Annotated in this window: 13 protein-coding genes; 2 read left to right on the top strand and 11 right to left on the bottom strand. The window is 54.2% G+C overall.

The features are described from left to right. The 5 genes from hisC to purU form a co-directional block, all read right to left on the bottom strand. Positions 1-1,125 carry a histidinol-phosphate transaminase gene (gene hisC, locus ACNQ6O_RS06540; RefSeq protein WP_418052439.1) on the bottom strand — a complete coding sequence of 375 codons (1,125 nt, stop codon included), beginning with the start codon at positions 1,123-1,125 and terminating at the stop codon, positions 1-3. A gap of 32 nt (positions 1,126-1,157) precedes the next feature. Then, complete coding sequence (gene pheA / locus ACNQ6O_RS06545) at positions 1,158-2,255, bottom strand: prephenate dehydratase (protein ID WP_418052440.1); 1,098 nt, start codon at positions 2,253-2,255, stop codon at positions 1,158-1,160. 2 nt (positions 2,256-2,257) lie between these two features. Next, entirely contained in the window at positions 2,258-3,340 is a 1,083-nt protein-coding gene (gene serC, locus ACNQ6O_RS06550) for a 3-phosphoserine/phosphohydroxythreonine transaminase (protein ID WP_418052441.1), read from the bottom strand. Then, positions 3,337-5,958, bottom strand: a complete 2,622-nt coding sequence (gyrA, locus tag ACNQ6O_RS06555; RefSeq protein ID WP_418052442.1) for a DNA gyrase subunit A — start codon at positions 5,956-5,958, stop codon at positions 3,337-3,339. The genes serC and gyrA overlap by 4 nt, the downstream gene beginning before the upstream one ends. A 126-nt stretch (positions 5,959-6,084) precedes the next feature. Further along, positions 6,085-6,939 (bottom strand): formyltetrahydrofolate deformylase, encoded by an 855-nt coding sequence (purU, locus tag ACNQ6O_RS06560; protein WP_305897718.1) that lies wholly within the window; start codon positions 6,937-6,939, stop codon positions 6,085-6,087. A gap of 211 nt (positions 6,940-7,150) precedes the next feature. Between purU and ggt the strand changes: the two genes are divergently transcribed. Further along, positions 7,151-8,842, top strand: a complete 1,692-nt coding sequence (ggt, locus tag ACNQ6O_RS06565; RefSeq protein WP_418052541.1) for a gamma-glutamyltransferase — start codon at positions 7,151-7,153, stop codon at positions 8,840-8,842. 29 nt (positions 8,843-8,871) lie between these two features. Here the strand turns inward: ggt and yghU are convergent, their stop codons facing one another. From yghU to ACNQ6O_RS06580, 3 genes are all read right to left on the bottom strand, one after another. After that, positions 8,872-9,744 carry a glutathione-dependent disulfide-bond oxidoreductase gene (yghU, locus tag ACNQ6O_RS06570; protein WP_418052443.1) on the bottom strand — a complete coding sequence of 291 codons (873 nt, stop codon included), beginning with the start codon at positions 9,742-9,744 and terminating at the stop codon, positions 8,872-8,874. A 70-nt stretch (positions 9,745-9,814) separates the two neighbouring features. Further along, positions 9,815-10,261 (bottom strand): DUF302 domain-containing protein, encoded by a 447-nt coding sequence (locus ACNQ6O_RS06575; protein ID WP_418052444.1) that lies wholly within the window; start codon positions 10,259-10,261, stop codon positions 9,815-9,817. A 95-nt stretch (positions 10,262-10,356) separates the two neighbouring features. Then, the gene (locus ACNQ6O_RS06580; RefSeq protein ID WP_418052445.1) at positions 10,357-10,668 is read right to left on the bottom strand and encodes a YkgJ family cysteine cluster protein; all 312 of its coding nucleotides are present in this window, start codon (positions 10,666-10,668) and stop codon (positions 10,357-10,359) included. A 148-nt stretch (positions 10,669-10,816) separates the two neighbouring features. Here ACNQ6O_RS06580 and ACNQ6O_RS06585 point away from each other — a divergent pair, with 148 nt between their 5' ends. Then, positions 10,817-12,307: a helicase HerA-like domain-containing protein gene (locus tag ACNQ6O_RS06585; protein WP_418052446.1), complete on the top strand. Its 1,491-nt coding sequence runs from the start codon at positions 10,817-10,819 to the stop codon at positions 12,305-12,307. Here ACNQ6O_RS06585 and ACNQ6O_RS06590 read toward each other — a convergent pair. The 3 genes from ACNQ6O_RS06590 to ACNQ6O_RS06600 all read right to left on the bottom strand — a co-directional run bounded on the left by ACNQ6O_RS06590 (position 12,304) and on the right by ACNQ6O_RS06600 (position 16,462). Then, on the bottom strand, positions 12,304-12,636 hold the full coding sequence (locus ACNQ6O_RS06590) for an MliC family protein (protein ID WP_418052447.1): 333 nt from the start codon (positions 12,634-12,636) through the stop codon (positions 12,304-12,306). The two genes, ACNQ6O_RS06585 and ACNQ6O_RS06590, sit on opposite strands and share 4 nt — an antisense overlap. Positions 12,637-12,789: 153 nt before the next feature. After that, entirely contained in the window at positions 12,790-15,483 is a 2,694-nt protein-coding gene (locus ACNQ6O_RS06595; protein WP_418052448.1) for a cation-transporting P-type ATPase, read from the bottom strand. Positions 15,484-15,592: 109 nt separating this feature from the next. Further along, the gene (locus ACNQ6O_RS06600; protein ID WP_418052449.1) at positions 15,593-16,462 is read right to left on the bottom strand and encodes a LysR family transcriptional regulator; all 870 of its coding nucleotides are present in this window, start codon (positions 16,460-16,462) and stop codon (positions 15,593-15,595) included. Positions 16,463-16,545: the final 83 nt, after the last annotated feature.

The raw sequence follows: 16,545 nt of genomic DNA on the forward strand, positions 1-16,545 counted from the left end.
TTAGCGCCCTTCCTGTACGGACGTTAAAGCTTCCGACAGCGCCGCAAGGAAGCGCTCATTCTCTTCGGGAAGACCTACAGATACACGCAGATGGTTGGGCATTCCGTAACCTGCAACCGGGCGAACAATCACGCCACGGCTTAGCAACGCTTGATAAACATTGGCGGACCGCTCGCCCACATCGACTGCGATGAAGTTTCCGACCGACGGTATGAAAGATAACCCGATACGCTCGAAGCCTTCGGTAAGCTGACGCAAACCGGATTCGTTCACCTCTCGCGAACGATTCAAATAGACATCGTCCTCAAGCACCGCAGCCGCTGCCGCCAAGGCAACCGAGTTCACATTGAAGGGCTGACGTACTCTATTCAGCACATCGGCAATTTCAGGAGAACTGATACTGTAACCCACCCGCATCGCAGCCAAACCCCAAGCTTTGGAGAAAGTCCGACATACAATCAGGTTCGGGAACCGCTCAAGTAGCTGAATACCGTCAGCATATTCTTCACCGGTCAGGAATTCGCAATAGGCCTCATCCAGGACAACCAATACGTGCTCTGGGATTCGTTGCAGAAACACTTCAATCGCGTCACCGGTATGCACTGTACCTGTCGGGTTGTTCGGGTTAGCGACAAAGATAAGTTTGGTACGCGCATTGACCGCTTCCGCCATGGCATCGAGGTCGTGCCCCCAATCTTTAGCTGGAACGGACACACCTTTTGCACCAATGGCCTGAGCCACCAACGGATAGACCGCGAAGGCGTATTGCGAGAACACTACTTCGCTCTCGGGTCCGGCAAAACAGCGGGCAATCACTTCCAGTACATCATTGGAGCCATTGCCCAACGTAATCTGATTCATGACCACGCCAAACCGGTTCACCAGCGCCTGCTTCAGTGCAAAGCCGTTGCCGTCCGGGTACAAGCAGGACTCTTCCAGAGCCTTGCGAGCAGCGGCCATGGCTTTTTCGCTAGGCCCAAGAGGGTTTTCGTTGCTAGCCAGCTTGATGATCTCTTCCGGGTTCAACCCCAGCTCACGGGCAAGCTCTTCGATAGGCTTTCCGGGCTGATACGGAGACAGAGCCTGAACACCTTTCACCGCAAGACTCTGGTAATCCACTGACATTCAACATTCCTCCGGGTCTATTCAATCTGAGCTTAAAGCACGCCAATCGGGTAAGAACCTAAGCGCTTCAACTCCACCGCTTCATCGTCAATCTCGGCCAACACTTTGCGAGCAAGCTCGTCTTCCATGTGCCCTTCAAAATCGATATAGAACACGTAAGCCCAAGTGCCGCTGGGCGAGGGGCGAGTTTCAATGCGGGTCAGACTGATGCCTTCACGATGGAAGGGTTCCAACAATTGATACAAAGCTCCCGGCTTGTTGCGCATCGACACCAAAATGGACGATTTATCCTGACCGCTGGCCTCAACCTCTTCCCGCCCGATAATCAGGAACCGGGTAGTATTGTCCGGACGGTCTTCAATGCTGCTGGCCAACAGATCCATACCGTAGAGCTCCGCCGCCATGTCGCCGGCTATCGCCGCCGAACCTGGTTCTTCCGCAGCACGACGGGCTGCCTCAGCGTTACTTGAAACGGTAATCCGCTCAATGCCGGCACGATGAGAGTCCAGCCATTGACGACACTGTGCAAAGGACTGCTGATGCGAGTAGATCCGGGTAATCTCGTGATCTTTAAACTTCGGGGACACCATCAGATGATGATGGATACGAAGCTGAACCTCACCGCAAATTTTCAGCGGCGAAGACATAAACATATCGAGCGTATGATTAACCATTCCTTCCGTTGAATTCTCGACCGGTACTACGCCGTAATGGGCGGAGCCGGATTCAACCTCACGGAACACTTCATCAATCGCCGGCATAGGCACACTGATGACGGAATGGCCGAAATGCTTGAGCGCAGCCGCTTGGGTGAAAGTACCCAGCGGCCCGAGAAACGCGATGTGCATCGGTTTCTCTAGCGCCAGACAAGCCGACATAATTTCCCGAAACAGTCGCGCCATTTCTTCAGCGGGCAAAGGCCCCGGATTCTCGTCTTTAATCCGGCGAAGCACCTGAGCTTCCCGCTCCGGACGGTAGAAAAACACATCCTGCCCAGGGTTCGCAGCCATTTTTACATGGGCCACTTCCTGAGCGCAGGCGGCTCTGGCGCTGATCAACTTCATGATCTGCTGATCAAGGCTGTCGATTTCGTCCCGAAGTTCGCTCAGGCGGGCCTTCTCGTCGGTCATGATCAGCCCCGCTCCTTCGCGAATTCAGCCATGTACTCAATCAAAGCGTCCACACCCGCTTCCGGCATGGCGTTGTACAAGCTGGCACGCATACCGCCAACAGAGCGATGACCCGCCAGATTGAGCAAGCCGCGAGCATTTGCACCCTGCAGGAATTCACCATTCAGGGCGTCATCAGCCAAGGTAAACGGTACGTTCATCCAAGAACGGAAACGCGGATCAATAGGGTTGGCGTAGAAGTCGTTGTCATCAATAAAACCGTACAGTTTGCTGGCTTTACGGGCGTTCATCTCGCCCATTGCCTGCACGCCGCCCTGCTCTTTCAACCACTTGAACACCAAGCCTGCAAGGTACCAAGAGTAGGTAGCAGGCGTGTTGTACATCGAGCCGTTGTCCGCGATGACCTGATAATTCATCATCGTCGGCGTCTCTTTGCGGGCTTTGCCCAGAAGGTCCTTGCGAACGATCACGACAACCAGTCCGGATGGACCGATGTTCTTTTGAGCGCCTGCGTAAATCAGGCCGTACTTCGAAACATCCAGCGGGCGGGACAGAATCGTTGATGACATATCCGCCACCAGCGGGACTGACCCACTCTCCGGCACGAAGTCGTATTCCAAGCCACCGATAGTTTCGTTCGGCGTATAATGCAAGTAGGCCGCATCGGGATTGGTTGCCCAGCTAGACTGGTCCGGAATGGTGGTAAAGCCGCTGTCTTCCGAACTGGCCGCCACATTCACATTGCCGAAGCGCTTGGCTTCAGCAATGGCTTTCTTGGACCAAATACCGGTATTCACGTAATCCGCTGAAGCGCTCTCTGCCATCAGGTTCATCGGGATAGACGCGAACTGACTGGACGCGCCACCTTGCATGAACAACACAGCGTAATCATCTGAGATACCTGCCAGTTCCCGCAGATCTTTTTCTGCGGTTTCAGCAATAGAAACAAATTCGTCACTGCGGTGACTCATTTCCATCACTGACATACCGGTGCCGCGCCAGTCTAACAGCTCGGTTTCTGCCTGTTTCAGCACGGCTTCCGGCAATGTAGCCGGGCCGGCACAGAAGTTAAACGCCCTACTCATTCTTCAGTTTCCTCGCCTGCGGTACCTTCATCAGCACCTGACTCAACATTCGCTTCAACGTTAGCGCCGGCGACCTCATCGTCGTCATCAGATTCTGCGATACGCTCAACACCGACCAGTCGTTCGTCTTCCTGAGCCAAACGAATCAGGCGCACGCCCTGGGTATTACGGCTAAGAATAGAGACTTCATCTGTACGAGTGCGCACAAGCGTACCCTTATCAGAGATCAGCATCATCTCGTCGCCTTCGAACAACTGAAGCGCCGTTACCAGGTTGCCGTTACGCTCAGAACACTGCATAGCGATAACGCCTTGGCTGCCACGGCTGTAGGCCGGGAACTCTTCGATGGCGGTACGCTTACCGTAACCATGCTCACTGGCCGTCAACAGCACGCCGCCTTCCTGAGGAATAATCAGTGACACCACGTGATGACCTTCTGGCATCTTGATGCCACGAACACCACGAGCGGTCCGGCTCATCGGACGAACCTGTTCTTCATTGAAGCGCACCGCTTTACCGGCCGTTGAGAACAGCATCACTTCAGCATCACCATTGGTGATGGCTGCACCAATCAGGGTATCCCCTTCGTCCAGATTCAGTGCGATCAAGCCGCTGCTGCGCGGACGGGAGAAGTTGGGCAGAGGTGTCTTCTTGACAACACCTGCGGAGGTGGCCATCAGCACAAACTGGTCTTCAGGGTAATCACGAACCGGCAGGAACGTGGTAATACGCTCATCCTCATCCAACGGCAAAATATTCACCATCGGGCGACCACGGGAGCCACGGCTACCACGGGGAATTTCAAACACACGCAGCCAATACACCTTGCCACGGTTCGAGAAGCACAAAATGGTGTCGTGGGAGTTCGCTACCAACAGCTTCTCGATAAAGTCTTCGTCTTTCATCGCCGTCGCCGCTTTACCACGACCACCACGGCGCTGGGCCTGATAATCTTCAACGGCTTGAGTCTTGGCATAACCGCTATGAGAAATGGTCACAACCAGATCTTCTTCATCAATCAGGTCGGCGATGGTCAGGTCGCGCTGCGAACTGGTGATTTCGGTACGACGCTCGTCACCAAATTCAGCAACAACCGCTTCCAACTCTTCACGGATAACCGACATCAGACGATCCGGATCGCCAAGAATGTCCAGCAGGTCCGCGATCTTTTCCAGAATCTCTTTGTACTCGTTCTGGAGCTTTTCAGTTTCCAGTCCGGTCAGGCGGTGCAGGCGCATATCCAGAATCGCCTGAGTCTGCTCAGGAGACATGTAATACAGGCCATCACGCAGACCGTAGATTTCTGGCAGATCGTCCGGACGGCAAGCGTCTTCGCCGGCGCGCTCCAGCATGGCCAGAACATTGCCGGGAGCCCAGCCACGGCTCATCAGCTTCTCTTTCGCCTCAACCGAGGTCGGAGAGGCCTTGATCAGCTCGATCATCTCGTCGATGTTGGCCAGAGCAACGGTCAAACCTTCCAAAATATGGCCACGCTCACGTGCTTTGCGCAGCTCAAAGATGGTCCGACGGGTCACCACTTCACGGCGGTGGCGCACGAACGCATCCAGCATTTCTTTCAGGTTCAGAGTCTTTGGCTCGCCATTGATCAGCGCAACCATGTTGATGCCGAACACGGTCTGGAGCTGGGTCTGGGCAAACAGGTTGTTAACCACCACTTCGGGGTTTTCACCACGACGCAGTTCAATGACAACCCGGATACCTTCCTTGTTGGACTCATCCCGCAACTCGGTGATGCCCTCAAGGCGCTTCTCTTTCACCAGCTCTGCAATCTTCTCGATAAGACGCGACTTATTCAGCTGATACGGCAACTCGGTGATGATGATGGCATCGCGCTTAGTCTTGGCATCATGCTCAACTTCGTGACGGGCACGAATGTAAATCCGGCCACGACCTGTCCGGTAGGCTTCAACGATGCCCGCACGGCCATTAATAATGCCTTGTGTCGGGAAATCCGGGCCTGGGATGTGCTCCATCAATTCATCGACGGTCAGGTCCGGGTTTTCAATCAGGGCCAGACAACCGTTAACCACTTCGGTCAGGTTGTGCGGTGGAATGTTGGTTGCCATACCAACAGCAATACCAGAGGAGCCATTCACCAACAGGTTCGGCACTCGGGTTGGCATAACTTCCGGAATACGCTCGGAACCGTCGTAGTTATCAACGAAATCAACGGTTTCTTTCTCAAGATCCGCCAGCAGCGAATGAGCCACCTTCTCCATGCGAATCTCGGTGTAACGCATGGCGGCCGCGTTATCGCCGTCGATGGAACCGAAGTTACCCTGACCATCAACCAGCGGGTATCGGAGTGAAAACGGCTGAGCCATCCGAACGATGGTGTCGTATACAGCAGAGTCACCGTGAGGGTGATACTTACCGATAACGTCACCGACCACACGGGCAGATTTTTTGTACGCCTTATTCCAATCGTTGCCCAGTTCGGACATGGCGAACAGCACCCTACGATGCACTGGCTTGAGACCATCCCTTACATCCGGCAATGCTCGACCTACAATTACACTCATTGCGTAATCGAGGTAGGACTGTTTCAACTCGTCTTCAATATTGACCGGCAGGATCTCTTTGGCTAATTCACCCATCGAGAAAGGTTCCTTTGCGTTATCTGGAAGTCGTCTCGGGGCCGTGTCCCGGCCCCGTCTTTATTCTTCATCAAGCCGCCCAGCATACCACAGTCCCAACAGACCCGGGGTAGCCACAGTGACTTGTTAATCAAACACTACCGTCTTGTTTTCGTAGGTAATCACGCGATCTTCAATGTGCGAACGAAGCCCCCGCGCCAAAACGTTCTTTTCGACGTCTTTACCCAGACGGACCATGTCCTCAATCGAATCTCTGTGACTGATACGAATCACGTCCTGCTCAATGATCGGACCTTCATCCAAATCCTGAGTCACGTAATGACAGGTAGCTCCAATCAGTTTCACGCCGCGACTGTACGCCTGATGGTACGGACGCGCTCCGGCGAACGAGGGCAGGAAGCTGTGGTGAATATTAATCACCTTGCCAGCGTACTTCTCGCACAAATCCGCCGGCAGTATTTGCATGTAGCGCGCAAGCACAATCACATCGGCTTCGTACTTGTCGAGCAGCTCTTCAATCTGACCAAAGGCCTCGGCCTTGTTTTCCTTGCTTACCGGGATGTGGTGATAAGGAATGTCGTGCCACTCCACCATGCGCCGCAAATCATCGTGGTTGGAAATCACCGCCGCCATTTCAGCGTTCAGTTCTTTGCTATGCCAGCGGTGCAAGAGATCCGCCAAACAGTGAGATTCCTTGCTGCACATCAACACCACGCGTTTCGGACGCGCCGAATCGGCAATGTGCCAGCGCATATTGAATTCTCGGGCAATCGGTTCAAATGCCGCACGAAACTGATCCAACCCAAACGGAATAGATTCAGCTTTAATCTGGTGCCGCATGAAGAACCAACCAGACTGAGTATCTGAGTGGTGACTCGCCTCGGTAATCCAGCCGTTGTAGGTGGACAGAAAATTACTCACCTTGGCAACAATTCCCACCCTGTCCGGACAGGAAATAACAAGACGATAGGTATGCTCCATTAAGCCATTCCTTAACTAGAATCCGGGGAAAGCGAATGCGTTAGAAAACCACCAGCGATGACGCACGAGGAACTATCAACACGCACCTATAAAAATGACCAGCTATGATAGCCTATATGACCGCCAGAAACGAGGATTCCCCATGCACGACACTTACCCCAGCCTCCAGCCCAAACTTCGCTCAAGGCTCCTGTGGAGCCTGACAGCATCAATGCTGCTTGGTTTGCTGTCATTTTCTGCGCTCGCCAGCAACCAAGCTATTCTGGAAGGAGAACGATTCCACCCTGCTCAAGGCAAGCTAGGCATGGTCGCCACCAGCCATACACTCGCGACCGACGTGGCGCTGGATGTTCTGAAAAACGGTGGCAATGCGGTGGATGCCGCGGTAACCGCCGGCTTCGCGCTTGCTGTCACCCAACCGAGGTCCGGCAACATTGGCGGTGGCGGTTTCTTGCTGTACTCGCCCGGAGACGGTAAAGCACCGGAAGCGATTGATTATCGGGAAACTGCCCCCGCCGCCGCAACGGAAAACATGTTTCAAGACAGCGACGGCAACGTTGTGAAAGAACGCAGCCGGTTCAGCCACCTGGCAGCGGGAGTGCCCGGGACGGTAGCGGGCCTCGCCCTCGCTCTGGAACGCCATGGCACCATTTCGTTGAGTGAAGCGCTCGCCCCGGCCATTCGTTTGGCGAAAGACGGATTCGTCGTGCCGCATCGATTTACTATCGGCCTGGAACGAGCCGCCAATCGATTAAAACGCTGGCCTGCCACCAACGCCACCTTTTACAAGGAGGACGGTTCTGCGCCGCAACCTGGCGAAGTGTTCAAACAGCCCGAACTGGCCGCCACTCTTCAACGCATTGCTGATCAAGGCATCAAAGGCTTTTATGAAGGGGAAACGGCACGCCTGATTGTTGAGGAAATGCAGCACAATGATGGTCTGATCACCCTGGATGATCTGAAGAACTATCGACCGGCCATCCGCCAGCCCGCGCGCGGCACCTACCGTGGCTACGACATCTTCTCTATGTCGCCACCCTCCTCCGGCGGCACACACATTGTGCAAATCCTGAATATCCTGGAGGGCTACCCTATCGGTGAAATGGGCCACAATTCAGCCGCCACCATCCATCATATGGCTGAAGCCATGAAACTGGCGTACGCCGACCGCGCCCAATACCTCGGCGACACCGACTTCGTGGAGGTGCCACTGACGGGCCTTACCAGCAAAAAATACGCAACTGAGCTGAGAAAAACGATTTCGGCTGACAAAGCCCGACCTTCCAGCGAAATCAAACACGGTACGTCTACCGCCTGGGAAAGCCCGGAAACCACTCACTTCTCTGTTGTGGATCGCTGGGGCAATGCGGTGTCCAACACCTACACCATCAACTTCAGTTATGGCTCCGGTATTACCGTGGCCGGCGCTGGGTTCTTGCTGAACAATGAAATGGATGACTTCAGCGCCAAGCCTGGCGTGCCCAACGCCTATGGCCTGATCGGCGGGGACGCCAACAAGGTAGAACCCGGAAAACGCATGCTCAGCTCCATGTCACCCACCATCGTTCGCAAAGACGGCAAGAACCACTTGGTGACCGGCAGTCCGGGCGGGTCGCGCATCATCACCACTACCCTGCAAGTGCTGATGAACGTGATCGATCACAAGATGAACATTCAGACCGCTGTGAATGCTCCGCGAATTCACCACCAGTGGTTCCCGGATGAAATTCGCATCGAGCAAGGCATTAGCCCCGACACCATCAGACTGCTTGAAGCCAAAGGCCACACGGTGGCGACCAGCACAGCCATGGGTGCCATTCAGAGCATCATGATCGGCGAAGACGGCACGCTCTATGGCGGCGCTGATGCCCGGCGCAGCACGTCTTCTGCCAAAGGCTTTTAGAGGAGAACGAAAGCGGCACGCCGCTTTCGTTATTTGCCGGATTCGAGCTTGTCTTGGGTCCGCAACTCGAAGTCGCTTGCGTCATGGCGCTCGTGCAGTTGTGACGACAACTCGCCCCATGCCTTATTCACCATCCGCCCTCGCTTAACCGCAGGGCGCTGGGCCACGTCCTCTGTCCAACGCACCACATTGGTGTAGGTGTGCGCCTCCAAAAACTCAGCCGCTTCGTACACCATGTTCTTCACCAGCGCGCCATACCACGGCCAGATGGCCATATCGGCAATGCTGTATTCATCGCCGGCAATATAACGGTTATCCGCCAGCTGGCGATCAAGCACATCCAACTGCCGTTTTACTTCCATCGCGTAACGGTTGATGGGGTACTCATACTTTTCCGGGGCGTACGCATAAAAATGCCCGAAACCACCGCCGAGGAAAGGAGCGCTGCCCATCTGCCAGAACAGCCAGTTCATGGTTTCCGTTCGCTTGGCGGGATCTTTCGATAAAAACTGGCCAAATTTTTCAGCCAGATAAAGAAGGATTGAACCTGATTCGAACACCCGTACAGCAGGTTCTACACTGCGATCCATCAACGCCGGAATTTTAGAGTTGGGGTTCACGCCCACGAAACCGCTACTGAACTGATCCCCTTCCATGATATTGATGATCCAGGCATCGTATTCTGCTTCTTTAATACCCAGCTCAAGCAACTCCTCGAACATAATGGTCGCTTTCACCCCATTCGGGGTCGCCAGAGAATATAGCTGGAAAGGATGTTCGCCCACCGGCAATTCTTTATCATGAGTAGGGCCAGCAACCGGGCGGTTAATATTCGAAAACTTACTTTCGCCTTCCTGATTCCACTTCCACACTTTTGGTGGAGTATAGGTAGGATCGCTCATCAACTGTCCCCTTAATCTGTAAACGATGACTCTTAATTAAATACGCTCTCGAAAGGCTCTCAACAGCGACTCAACGGGCGACCGCGGCCTCAGCAATTCCGGACAAAGCTTGCTGCATATTAGGAACAACACCACACTCCGAAGCGCCGTGACGCTCTGCAATGAAAGCGGGATCGTTGTAGCCAAGCCATACTTGAGACGACTCGTCCTCCCAAACCAGCGCCTTCAAAGGAAGATCAATCCCCACGGTCTGCGCACACGCCATAAACGGTGTACCACCCTTAGGATTACCAAACACCAACACCTCAGTAGGGCGCAACGACTGGCCAATTTTTCGAGCACCGGCAGCGTGATTAATTCGCGCAAACACATTCAAACTACGCGCCTTAACTTCAGCCTCCAACCGGTCCATAGTTTCCTCTGCACTATAAGGGCTTTTGAGCGCGACCATCCCGTCAGCCGCGACCGGACTAACCAACATGACGGCGACTGCCGCAAGTGAGCGAAACGTTTTCATGGTGCTCTCCTTTGTATCCAGGCCAAACGAAGCCCAACGAGATACCTCACCCTACCAGCAACCGACAAAACCCTCTACAACCTGACTTCTTCGATCTAGCTGTTAGTTTGAGTTATTTCGATCAAACCAACCCTTTCCTCTCGACATTCGTAAGAGCCCATCTCGAACTCTCGGCAGATCCATGGCCGGTTCTCGTAAATCGTGCACATGAACGTTTCCCGATCCAGAGCCGAGCACCAGCCGTCCTCTAAGCGCAGCATGGTTTCCCCTCCCCACTCATCGTAAGCAATGTGCCGCTCAGGGACTCCCGTATCACTAATAATCATAACTTCCAATCGGCAACAGCAGGCCTTGCAGTTTGAGCAGGACACCTCTGAAACAGGCATATTTTTGAGGGGAATGGTCATACATCTCCGCAGTTTTAATCGGATTACGCATTGGGCGATTTATCGACCATACTGATTATGTCTCGCACAACCTGAAAAAAACACAGTTCAAGTAGGCATGGCTCCGCGCCTACACAGCCTTCCCTAATAATAAATAGAGGTGTGTTCAGTGTCTGAAGCTTCCGTTTTCATCGGCAAAGGCAGTCATGTCCAGAGTTTACTGCTACGCCGTGCCAACCGTCATGGGCTGATCGCTGGCGCCACCGGCACAGGCAAAACCGTCACACTGCAAATACTTGCCGAAGGCTTTTCCGCCCAAGGCGTGCCGGTATTTATGGCGGATGTAAAAGGTGACCTCTCCGGCATTTCACAACCGGGCACCACGAAACCGTTTCTGACAAAACGCGCTGAACAGGTGGGGCTTGAGCCCTACGCGTTCGAAGGCTTTCCCACCGTATTCTGGGATGTATTAGGCAAACAAGGCCACCCCATGCGGGCCACTATTTCCGACATGGGCCCCTTATTGTTATCACGACTTCTTGAACTAAACGATACTCAGGAAGGCGTCATCAACATTGCCTTTAAGCTAGCCGATGATCACGGCATGGCCTTACTGGACCTGAAGGATCTTCGGGCGCTAATGACCTTTGTGGCGGAACAGTCCAAAGAACTCTCAGCACTCTATGGCAACGTCAGCAAAGCCTCCGTCGGTGCGATACAACGGCGTTTGTTGCAGCTTGAACAGCAAGGCGGCGACCATTTTTTTGGTGAGCCGGCTCTGGAGCTTTCCGATCTCATGCGCTGTGATTCGGCTGGACGCGGACACATTAACTTGCTGGCCGCCGACCAACTCATCGAACGCCCGCGACTGTACGCCACCATTTTACTTTGGCTGTTAGCAGAACTGTTTGAAGAGCTACCCGAAGTGGGTGATCCCGACAAACCCAAACTGGTGTTCTTTTTCGACGAAGCCCACCTGTTGTTTGATGACGCACCCAAAGCACTACTGCAGAAAGTTGAGCAGGTGGTGCGTTTGATACGCTCTAAGGGCGTTGGTGTTTATTTTGTTTCCCAAAACCCCACCGACATACCCGACAAAATACTGGGCCAACTCGGCAACCGAGTGCAACACGCACTAAGAGCCTTTACCTCACGCGACCAAAAAGCCGTTCGAGCCGCCGCGTCAACCTTCCGGCAAAACCCGAATCTGGACACTGAAAAAGTCATTACCGAACTTGGCGTAGGCGAAGCACTCGTCTCTACCCTTGATGATAAAGGCACACCATCGATTGTGGATCAAACGCTGATCCGACCACCCTCTTCCCGGTTAGGGCCAGCCACCGCAAAAGAACGCAAAGCCATTCTCGCAGCCAGCGAGTTTGGCGCCCTCTACAATGAAATGATTGACCGGGAATCAGCCTTCGAAAAACTGCAAAAACGCGCAGAAGACGCCGCCAAAGAAGCTGAGCGGGCGGCCGTCGCCAAAGAACGCGTGTATGAAGCGCCCACCAAGACAAGTAAAAAACCCGCAACCACACGGCGATCATCTCGCCAGAGCGTGTTTGAAACTCTGGCGAAAAGCATTGCGCGCACAATGGGCCGAGAAATGACACGCGGCTTTTTGAGAGGGCTACTAGGCTCCCTGTTTAAGGGGCGTTAAAGCGCAGTGCAGCTCTCAATAATGTCACCGGAGCTTCCGCCTGCCCGATGCTCCAACAAAAGGCCTTCAGCGTCGGGCCCGGAGCCCTTCACCCACCACTCGATGCCACCGCCGACGTATCGTGCGCCACTGGCCGAAACGGCGGTTTCCATATCGTAGCTAGAGCCCTTGTAGTGCACTTTGGCGGAGTCGGGAGCCAGATAGTTAACCGCAACCGTTTCGCCGCTCTCGCACTCATAGCTCTGTGCAAAGGCATCACCCTGCTGAAAGCTTGAACACGCAGAAACCAAAAACACCGACGACAACAAAAGCGGAATAGTAATTTTCATACAAGACTCCATTTTCTGATAGTTAGACCACAACGGCGGAATACACTTTCATTAGCAAAGCATGGTCAGGGAGCCAGAATCGATCCATAGCTTCCTCTGTATCAGGAGGCGAGCCACTGCCTACTTCGGCCTAACAACACTCGGCCCCCGCTGTTAACGCATCCTCTCTAAGCGCAGTCTAAGCTGCTTCTCCGTTTCGATGATTGCCAAAAGCGCGATTCCGACACAAACGATAATCATACCTTCCCGAAAAGGAACGGCGACCGTCGCAAACAATGTTTGCAGGGGTGGCAGGTAGGTGATGGCGAACTGGGCAAGGGTTACTGCGACGACAGTCGTCCAGACCACTTTAGTCCCCCTGACCGCGTTCCAGGTCAGCGACGTACCGTAGATATTGCGGATAAAAAACAGATGAAACACCTCCATCACCACTAAAGTGTTGAGCGCGATCGTGCGTGCCAGCTCAATGGAATATCCCTGCTCCATGGCGTAGGCATACATGCCAAAAACCCCACCCAGAAACAGAGTTGACACAAGCACAATGTGCCAAGCCAGCTCACCGGTCAGCAGTGCCTCGTTTCTCGAGCGCGGCGGGCGACGCATGCTATCGGCTTCACACGGTTCGAAGGCGAGAGCCATGCCGAGCGTGATCGAGGTGATCAGATTGACCCAAAGAATCTGTATGGGCGTAATCGGAAGCGTCATTCCAAATAGCAATGCCACAACAATGGTCATGGCCTCCCCTGCATTGGTTGGCAAGGTCCAACTTATGACCTTCTTGATATTATCGTAAACCGTGCGCCCTTCCCTGACCGCAGCCACTATCGACGCAAAGTTGTCATCAGCCAGAACAAATTCGGCCGCTTCTTTTGCTGCCTCGCTGCCTTTACGCCCCATTGCGATCCCGGCATCGGCACGTTTGAGCGCGGGCGCATCGTTAACGCCATCTCCGGTCATGGCAACGGTCATACCATGCGATTGCAGCGCCATGACCAATCGTAATTTGTGTTCAGGGCTGGTGCGGGCATATATATCCACATCCAGAACGGCCGCCGCCAGAGCTCGGTCATCCATGCTATCCAGGTCGACTCCGGTCAGAACCTTGCCGGGATTCTGCAGCCCCACCTGCTTTCCAATAGCCATCGCTGTGCCCTTATGGTCACCCGTGACCATCTTCACGCGAATGCCTGCGCACTGGCACTCCGCAATAGCGGTGATGGCTTCGGGGCGTGGCGGATCAATCAGCCCCACCAAACCAATCAGCGTCAGCCCATGCTCTACGTCCGAGAACTCAAGAACCGTATGTTCCGGCGCCACCGGTTGTACGGCAAATGCCAACACGCGCTGGCCCTGTGCTGCGATATCCTCGGCTTTTTGCTGCCAGTACGGCTCATTAAGAGCGTCGGTGCTACCGAGAACCGTCCTTTGCTTGTCGCACATCGAGAATATCTGCTCGGGCGCGCCCTTCACGGAGACATAGGCCTGATTGTCATGATTATGATTAAGCGTGGCCATGAAACGGTGCTTGGCATCGAAGGGGATGACATCGGTGCGCGTCCAGCCGGCCAACTCCTTGCGGGTATCGATACCGACCTTGCCAGACAGCGCCAGCAAGGCACCCTCCATGGGGTCACCCTCCACCGTCCAAGCGCCATCACACTCCCGCAGGGATGCATCGTTACAGAGCGCAGAAACACGACCGAGTTCGTAGAGGGCATCATATTCCTGAGCGTTCACTGCGACATCGTTTAGCTTGACGCTGCCCTTGGGCTCATACCCGTCGCCCTCTAGCGAGAACAGCTGGGCGCTCGTCACCACGGAAGCCACCATCATCTCGTTGCGGGTCAAAGTGCCCGTCTTGTCGGTACAGATAACCGATATCGAACCCAGCGTCTCGATAACAGGCAAACGTCGAACAATCGCGTTACGCCGTGCCATAGCCTGCACCCCTACCGCCAGTGCGATGGTCAGAACGGCGGGTAAACCTTCGGGGATGGCAGCAACGAAAAGGCCAACCACGGCCATAAACATCTCGGAGAACTCAAAATGCTGAACGAAATAACCAAACATTAGAAGTACAGCAGCGATCACGAGAATCAAGGCGGTGAGCCATCGGGAAAATACATTCATCTGCCGGATTAGCGGAGTTGTCAACGTCTCGACGGTGGACAACAGGCCACTAATGCGGCCGATTTCCGTATACGAGCCCGTGGCCACAACCACGCCCCGCCCCAAGCCGCTGGTCACCAACGTACCGCTGTAGGCCATACACCCTCGATCTCCAAGGGGGGCCTCGGCACTAACGGGCTTGGTATGCTTTTCAACCGGGACGGACTCGCCCGTGAGAATGGACTCCTGAATCTGCAGCGCACTAACCTGAAGAAGCCGCAGGTCGGCTGGCACCTTGTCCCCGGCTTCAAGCAATACAATGTCGCCGGGTACCAAGGCTTCGCCTTCAACCGAGCACCGCACACCGTCACGCAGTACCGACGCCTTCAGAGCCAGCATTCGGCGAAGAGCACCCATCGCTTTTTCGGCTTTGCCTTCCTGAAAGAATCCGATAGCGGCATTGGCAACAACGACCGCCAATATCACTAACGTATCGGCCAAGTGCCCCAACGCCGCTGTGATGGCAGCGGCGACGAGCAAAACGTAAATGAGAATATTATGAAAGTGCCAAAGAAAGCGGATCAGTTGGCTTCGCTTCGCAGCTTCCGGTAATCGGTTAGGCCCATACGCCTCAACGCGCTTTGCCACCTCTTCCGAAGACAGTCCTTGTTCACTAGCACGCAGAGTATCGATAGCGTTCTGCGAGGCCAGCTCGTGCCACTTACAGTCTGCGTCCATGGCACCAAAACCTCGCGGGTATAAGTGTCTGACGTACGTTAAACACCCGAGTGCACAGTTTCACTTGCGTGAAGCCCCACCGCAACAACTCGTTAAACTCTAGTTCAGTTTAGAGCCACCGCTTTGCTTCAGCTATTACCGTTTCCATTCTTTTCTGAAGAGGCCTGTGACGAAGAGCGCAAAGGTAGAGGGTTTCCCTAACGGGGTGGGCAAGTTGATGTACTTTGATGAGCTCGGGCTTGGGGAATGCCTCAACCGCATGGGCCGGCAAGACGGTAAACCCTAACCCCATGCTGACCGGCTCAAGAATCAAACCAATCTGGTTTGAGAACCCTTTCCTTGGAAACAAGTTACTGTGCTGGAACTCGCGATAGTTCGCTCCAAGGAGCAGGTTGGCGTGATGGCTTCCATCCGGGTGATCAATAAAACCAAGCGCCATGAGCGTTTCCCATTCAGCGTCTTCTACCGTCGCCGGCGTAACCAGTAGCAGCGCCTCTTCAGCAACGGGCGTGCAACTTACGTCGGCCAAAGTGGATTTCGTCGTCATGAACCCGATATCAACGGCGGATTCAGCAATTGCGTGCTCCACACCGGAATTTGGCGCAAACCGGTAATCGATGGTGAGTTTGGGGTATTTGTGCTGCAGCGCCAATAACTGAGGGTAAAGCTTCAGACCCACACTCCCAGGCGACATAACCCGAACCCCGCCTTCATAGGGAGGGTCCTCTACAACGGCCAGTTCCAGATTCGACAACGCGAGAAGAATACCCTGAGCTTCGGCGTATAGCCTTTCGCCGGCGCCCGATAGCGAGAATTGTTTGCCTTGCCTCACAAGCAGCTCGGTACCGAGCTGCTCCTCCAGCTTGCGCACATGCTGGCTTACCCCGGACTGGGTCATGTGGAGACGCTCAGCCGTGCGAGTGAAATGTCCTTCTTCAACGAGCGTGCAAAAGCTGCGCAACCAATTAACGTTCATCATTACATTATATGATCAATTTCATGACAAACGATAATTTTACGTAATTTAAAACGCTGTGTAACCTGCTCTCAGTTTCATAAGCG

The sequence above is a fragment of the Marinobacter sp. SBS5 genome (genome assembly GCF_048285575.1).
Classification (GTDB): Bacteria; Pseudomonadota; Gammaproteobacteria; order Pseudomonadales; family Oleiphilaceae; genus Marinobacter.

Bases quoted from the DNA above. Each gene is read 5' to 3' on its own strand.
- hisC (WP_418052439.1), bottom strand. From the start codon at position 1,125: ATGTCAGTGGATTACCAGAGTCTTGCGGTGAAAGGTGTTCAGGCTCTG.
- pheA (WP_418052440.1), bottom strand. From the start codon at position 2,255: ATGACCGACGAGAAGGCCCGCCTGAGCGAACTTCGGGACGAAATCGAC.
- serC (WP_418052441.1), bottom strand. From the start codon at position 3,340: ATGAGTAGGGCGTTTAACTTCTGTGCCGGCCCGGCTACATTGCCGGAA.
- gyrA (WP_418052442.1), bottom strand. From the start codon at position 5,958: ATGGGTGAATTAGCCAAAGAGATCCTGCCGGTCAATATTGAAGACGAG.
- purU (WP_305897718.1), bottom strand. From the start codon at position 6,939: ATGGAGCATACCTATCGTCTTGTTATTTCCTGTCCGGACAGGGTGGGA.
- ggt (WP_418052541.1), top strand. From the start codon at position 7,151: ATGCTGCTTGGTTTGCTGTCATTTTCTGCGCTCGCCAGCAACCAAGCT.
- yghU (WP_418052443.1), bottom strand. From the start codon at position 9,744: ATGAGCGATCCTACCTATACTCCACCAAAAGTGTGGAAGTGGAATCAG.
- ACNQ6O_RS06575 (WP_418052444.1), bottom strand. From the start codon at position 10,261: ATGAAAACGTTTCGCTCACTTGCGGCAGTCGCCGTCATGTTGGTTAGT.
- ACNQ6O_RS06580 (WP_418052445.1), bottom strand. From the start codon at position 10,668: ATGACCATTCCCCTCAAAAATATGCCTGTTTCAGAGGTGTCCTGCTCA.
- ACNQ6O_RS06590 (WP_418052447.1), bottom strand. From the start codon at position 12,636: ATGAAAATTACTATTCCGCTTTTGTTGTCGTCGGTGTTTTTGGTTTCT.
- ACNQ6O_RS06595 (WP_418052448.1), bottom strand. From the start codon at position 15,483: ATGGACGCAGACTGTAAGTGGCACGAGCTGGCCTCGCAGAACGCTATC.
- ACNQ6O_RS06600 (WP_418052449.1), bottom strand. From the start codon at position 16,462: ATGATGAACGTTAATTGGTTGCGCAGCTTTTGCACGCTCGTTGAAGAA.